4 protein-coding genes and 2 rRNA genes are annotated in these 5,372 nt (G+C 68.4%); all 6 read left to right on the top strand.

Annotated elements, in window-relative coordinates:
* Nucleotides 1-335, top strand: a 23S ribosomal RNA gene (locus G3I53_RS14945); the annotation flags it as partial.
* Between the two features lie 88 nt (nt 336-423).
* Nucleotides 424-540: ribosomal RNA gene (rrf, locus tag G3I53_RS14940) — 5S ribosomal RNA — on the top strand.
* A 111-nt stretch (nt 541-651) separates the two neighbouring features.
* Entirely contained in the window at nt 652-1,260 is a 609-nt protein-coding gene (locus G3I53_RS14935; protein ID WP_164332416.1) for a CDP-alcohol phosphatidyltransferase family protein, read from the top strand.
* Between the two features lie 114 nt (nt 1,261-1,374).
* On the top strand, nt 1,375-3,870 hold the full coding sequence (locus tag G3I53_RS14930; RefSeq protein WP_164332415.1) for a mannose-1-phosphate guanyltransferase: 2,496 nt from the start codon (nt 1,375-1,377) through the stop codon (nt 3,868-3,870).
* A 224-nt stretch (nt 3,871-4,094) separates the two neighbouring features.
* A complete protein-coding gene (locus G3I53_RS14925) occupies nt 4,095-4,928 on the top strand; it encodes a DUF881 domain-containing protein (protein ID WP_164332414.1) in 834 nt (277 codons plus the stop codon).
* Nucleotides 4,925-5,257 (top strand): small basic family protein, encoded by a 333-nt coding sequence (locus G3I53_RS14920; RefSeq protein ID WP_003988855.1) that lies wholly within the window; start codon nt 4,925-4,927, stop codon nt 5,255-5,257. Before G3I53_RS14925 ends, G3I53_RS14920 begins: the two co-directional genes overlap by 4 nt.
* Nucleotides 5,258-5,372 lie beyond the last annotated feature (115 nt).

Raw genomic sequence — 5,372 nt, 5'->3', positions numbered from 1 at the left:
AGCGGTACGCGAGCTGGGTTTAGAACGTCGTGAGACAGTTCGGTCCCTATCCGCTGTGCGCGTAGGAGTCTTGAGAAGGGCTGTCCCTAGTACGAGAGGACCGGGACGGACGAACCTCTGGTGTGCCAGTTGTTCTGCCAAGGGCATGGCTGGTTGGCTACGTTCGGGAGGGATAACCGCTGAAAGCATCTAAGCGGGAAGCCTGCTTCGAGATGAGGGCTCCCACCCACTTGATGGGGTAAGGCTCCCAGTAGACGACTGGGTTGATAGGCCGGATATGGAAGCACGGTAACGTGTGGAGTTGACCGGTACTAATAGGCCGAGGGCTTGTCCTCAGTTGCTCGCGTCCACTGTGTTGGTTCTGAAACCACGAACAACCCCGCGCCAGGTCACGCTGTGGTGCGGTTGAGTGTTTCATAGTGTTTCGGTGGTCATAGCGTAGGGGAAACGCCCGGTTACATTCCGAACCCGGAAGCTAAGCCTTACAGCGCCGATGGTACTGCAGGGGGGACCCTGTGGGAGAGTAGGACGCCGCCGAACTCCTTTTGAGCTCCGGCTCTCGGGCATACAACCCGAGAGCCGGAGCTTTTTCGCGTTGATGTAAAGTCATGAAGCATCGTTGACACACGTATTCCCACAGGAGGCTCCCGGGTGGAGGTCCAGGAGACACGCGTCCAGACGGACCGCGTCCTCACCATCCCCAACATCCTCAGCATGGCGCGGCTCCTCGGTGTGCCGCTCTTCCTGTGGCTCATCCTCAGGCCCGAGTTCGGCGGCCCGAACAGTGACGGCTGGGCGCTGCTGGTCCTCGCGCTGAGCGGCATCAGCGACTACCTCGACGGCAAGCTGGCCCGACGGTGGAACCAGATCAGCAACCTGGGCCGGCTCCTCGACCCCGCGGCGGACCGGCTCTACATTCTGTCGACCCTGCTCGGCCTCACCTGGCGCGAAATTCTGCCGCTCTGGCTCACCGCCGTACTCCTCGCCCGCGAGCTGGTCCTGCTGGTGATGGTGGGCATCCTCCGGCGCCACGGCTATCCGCCGCCGCAGGTGAACTTCCTGGGCAAGGCCGCCACCTTCAACCTGATGTATGCGTTCCCGTTGCTCCTGCTCAGTGACGGATCCGGCTGGATCGCGTCACTCGCTGCCATTTTCGGATGGGCGTTCGCCGGATGGGGTACAACCCTGTATTGGTGGGCAGGAGTTCTCTACGTGATACAAGTCCGCCGTCTGGTTCGTGCGGACGCCATGGCCGATTGAACTCGCTGATTCGTACGCGCACGGCTGCGCCACGCCTCGCAGGGTAATGCTGCGGGCAATCTCTGCGGGTGACGTCGGCCAGACCGTCGTCTCTTCGAGGAGGACGCTTCCGACATGAAGGCCGTCGTGATGGCCGGAGGCGAAGGCACACGCCTTCGCCCCATGACCTCAAGCATGCCCAAGCCGCTCCTGCCGGTCGCCAACCGGCCGATCATGGAGCACGTGCTGCGGCTGCTCAAGAGGCATGGGCTCAACGAAACCGTGGTGACTGTCCAGTTCCTCGCATCCCTCGTCAAGAACTACTTCGGTGACGGCGAGGAGCTCGGAATGGAGCTCACGTATGCCAACGAGGAGAAGCCACTCGGCACCGCCGGAAGCGTCAAGAATGCCGAGGAGGCACTGAAGGACGACGCCTTTCTCGTCATTTCCGGTGATGCGCTGACCGACTTCGACCTCACCGAGCTCATCAATTTCCACAAGGAAAAGGGCGCGTTGGTCACGGTCTGTCTGACCCGTGTTCCCAACCCGCTGGAATTCGGTATCACCATCGTCGACGAAGAAGGCAAGGTCGAACGCTTCCTGGAGAAGCCGACCTGGGGGCAGGTCTTCTCCGACACGGTGAACACCGGTATCTACGTCATGGAGCCCGAGGTCTTCGACTACGTCGAGGCCGACGTGTCCGTCGACTGGTCCGGCGACGTCTTCCCGCAGCTGATGAAGGAAGGCAAGCCCGTCTACGGCTACATCGCCGAGGGCTACTGGGAGGACGTCGGCACCCACGAGAGCTACGTGAAGGCCCAGGCCGACGTCCTGGAGGGCAAGGTCGACGTCGACATCGACGGCTTCGAGATCTCGCCCGGCGTGTGGGTGGCCGAGGGAGCCGAGGTGCACCCCGACGCCGACCTGCGCGGGCCGCTGTACATCGGTGACTACGCCAAGGTCGAGGCCGGCGCCGAGATCCGCGAGCACACCGTCGTGGGCTCCAACGTCGTCGTCAAGAGCGGCGCCTTCCTGCACAAGGCCGTCGTCCACGACAACGTCTACGTCGGACCGCACAGCAACCTGCGCGGCTGCGTCGTCGGCAAGAACACCGACATCATGCGCGCGGCCCGCATCGAGGACGGCGCCGTCATCGGCGACGAGTGCCTCATCGGCGAGGAATCGATCGTCCAGGGCAACGTGCGGGTCTACCCGTTCAAGACCATCGAGGCCGGCGCGTTCGTCAACACGTCCGTCATCTGGGAGTCCCGGGGGCAGGCGCACCTCTTCGGCGCCCGCGGGGTCTCCGGCATCCTCAACGTCGAGATCACCCCCGAACTGGCCGTGCGGCTCGCCGGGGCCTACGCCACGACCCTCAAGAAGGGGTCCACGGTCACCACGGCCCGCGACCACTCCCGCGGCGCCCGTGCGCTGAAGCGCGCGGTGATCTCCGCGCTCCAGGCGAGCGCCATCGACGTACGGGACCTGGAGAACGTGCCGTTGCCCGTGGCGCGGCAGCAGACCGCGCGGGGCAGCGCCGGCGGCATCATGATCCGGACGACGCCCGGCGTGCCGGACTCGGTCGACATCATGTTCTTCGACGGGCAGGGCGCCGACCTGTCCCAGGGCAGCCAGCGCAAGCTGGACCGGGTGTTCGCCCGTCAGGAGTACCGGCGCGCCTTCCCCGGCGAGATCGGCGACCTGCACTTCCCCGCGAGCGTCTTCGACTCGTACACCGGCTCGCTGCTGCGCAACGTCGACATCACCGGTATCGCCGAGTCCGGGCTCAAGGTGGTCGTCGACGCCTCCAACGGCAGCTCCGGCCTCGTGCTGCCGAGCCTGCTCGGGAAGCTGGGCGTGGACTCCCTGACGATCAACCCCGGCCTCGACGAGTCCCGGCCGACCGAGTCCGCCGACATGCGGCGCTCCGGCCTGGTGCGGCTCGGGGAGATCGTGGCGTCGTCCCGGGCCGCGTTCGGCGTGCGGTTCGACCCGGTCGGTGAGCGGCTGTCCCTCGTCGACGAGAAGGGGCGCATCATCGAGGACGACCGCGCCCTGCTCGTCATGCTCGACCTCATCGCGGCCGAGCGCCGCAGCGGCCGGGTCGCGCTGCCGGTGACGACCACCAGGATCGCCGAGCAGGTCGCCGCCTACCACGGCACGCAGGTCGAGTGGACGACGACGTCCCCCGACGACCTCACCCGCGTGGGCCGTGAGGAAGGGACGATCTTCGGCGGCGACGGCAAGGGCGGCTTCATCGTCCCGGAGTTCAGCAGCGTCTACGACGGCACGGCCGCCTTCGTCCGGCTCATCGGGCTGGTCGCCCGCACGCAGTTGACGCTCAGCCAGATCGACGCCCGGATCCCGCGGGCGCACGTCATCCGGCGGGACCTCGCCACGCCGTGGGCGGTCAAGGGCCTGGTCATGCGGCGCGTCGTCGAGGAGGCCGGGGACCGCTCCGTCGACACCACCGACGGGGTGCGCGTGGTCGAGGCCGACGGCCGCTGGGTGATGGTGCTGCCCGACCCGGCCGAGGCGGTCACCCACCTGTGGGCGGAAGGCCCCGACGACGCCTCCGCCCAGGCGCTGCTCGACGAGTGGTCCGCCGTCGTGGACAGCGCGGGACGCTAGACGGGCCCGCCCCCGGCCGGGCCCGGCGTCACCGGGCGCCGGCCGGCCGGGGCGGACAACCGGCGGGATGCGTGCGTGCCGGACAAGCCTCCCCAAGGGGGCCTGTCCGGCACCCGGCCAGGGCCGTTCGGAGGTACCGGCCGCGACGTGCGACGATGTCCCGCATGCCGCAGCAACCCCCCGTTCGGAGCACACCGACGCGGCCGCCACGCCCGGACGCGTCCATGTCGTTGCTCACCAACGTCATGGACCACAGCCTCGACGACGGATACGCCGAGGCCGCGGCGCGCAAGAAGGCCGACGGCGAAGGCGGCCTGCCGAAGACCCTCAGGGCGAAGCTCGGACTCGCCGTGGGACTCGTGCTCGCGGCGCTGGTCGTGACCGTGGGGGCGGCGCAGGCGCGGGTCTCGGCCCCCGTCGTGGCCAAGGAGCGCGAGGAACTGATCGACCGGATCGAGGACGAGACCGACGCCGCCGACGCGCTCGAGGACCGGGTCGACGCACTGCGCGCGGACGTGGACGCCCGGCGGCAGGAAGCGCTCCGGGACAGCGGCGGCGACCGTTCCCACCTCGTCGGTCTCCTCGCCGGCTCCGTCCCGGTGCACGGCCCCGGAGTACGGCTCGTCGTGAACGACGCCAAGGACGCCGGCACGGGTGCCGACGGAGACCCGCGGGGGGCCTCCGGCTTCTCCGACACCGGCCGGGTCCGCGACCGCGACATGCAGCGCGTGATCAACGGACTGTGGGAGTCCGGCGCCGAGGCGATCTCCATCAACGGACAGCGGCTGACCGCCCTGTCGGCGATCCGGGCCGCCGGAGACGCGATACTGGTCGACAACAAGCCGCTGGTGCCGCCGTACACGGTGCTCGCGGTGGGGGACGGGCCGGCGCTGAGCGACCGGTTCCAGAACAGCGCCGACGGGCTGTATCTGCACGCCCTGCAGGAGAACTACGGCATCCGGACCGCCCTCTCCACGGCGGACGACCTCCGGCTGCCCGCAGCACCGAGAGTGATCGTACGCACGGCACAGCCGATAACCGGGAAGGGCACATCGTGATCGCCGTACTGGGCCTCGTCGTGGGAGTCGTGGCCGGCCTGTTGGTCCGGCCCGAGGTCCCGGCGGTCGTCGAACCGTATCTGCCGATCGCCGTGGTGGCGGCGCTCGACGCCGTCTTCGGCGGGCTGCGGGCCATGCTCGACGGCATCTTCGACGACAAGGTCTTCGTGGTGTCGTTCCTGTCGAACGTGGTCGTCGCCGCGCTGATCGTCTTCCTCGGCGACAAGCTGGGCGTCGGCGCCCAGCTCTCCACCGGAGTCGTGGTCGTCCTCGGCATCCGCATCTTCTCCAACGCCGCCGCGATCCGCCGGCACGTCTTCCGGGCGTGAGGCCGATGAACGAGCGCGAGCGGGACCACGAGAACGACGACCGGAACGACGGCCGCACCGAGCCCCGCGAGGAGCCGGACGGCGCGCCGGCCCGCCCCGGCCCGGCGCCCGCCCC

This window comes from Streptomyces sp. SID14436, from assembly GCF_010548465.1.
In the GTDB taxonomy this organism is placed as follows: domain Bacteria; phylum Actinomycetota; class Actinomycetes; order Streptomycetales; family Streptomycetaceae; genus Streptomyces.
This window is presented reverse-complemented; position numbering and strand designations above follow the sequence as displayed.

What these genes read in the sequence shown, in the direction of transcription:
- G3I53_RS14930 (WP_164332415.1), top strand. Translation starts at nt 1,375, where the DNA reads ATGAAGGCCGTCGTGATGGCCGGAGGCGAAGGCACACGCCTTCGCCCC.
- G3I53_RS14925 (WP_164332414.1), top strand. Translation starts at nt 4,095, where the DNA reads ATGTCGTTGCTCACCAACGTCATGGACCACAGCCTCGACGACGGATAC.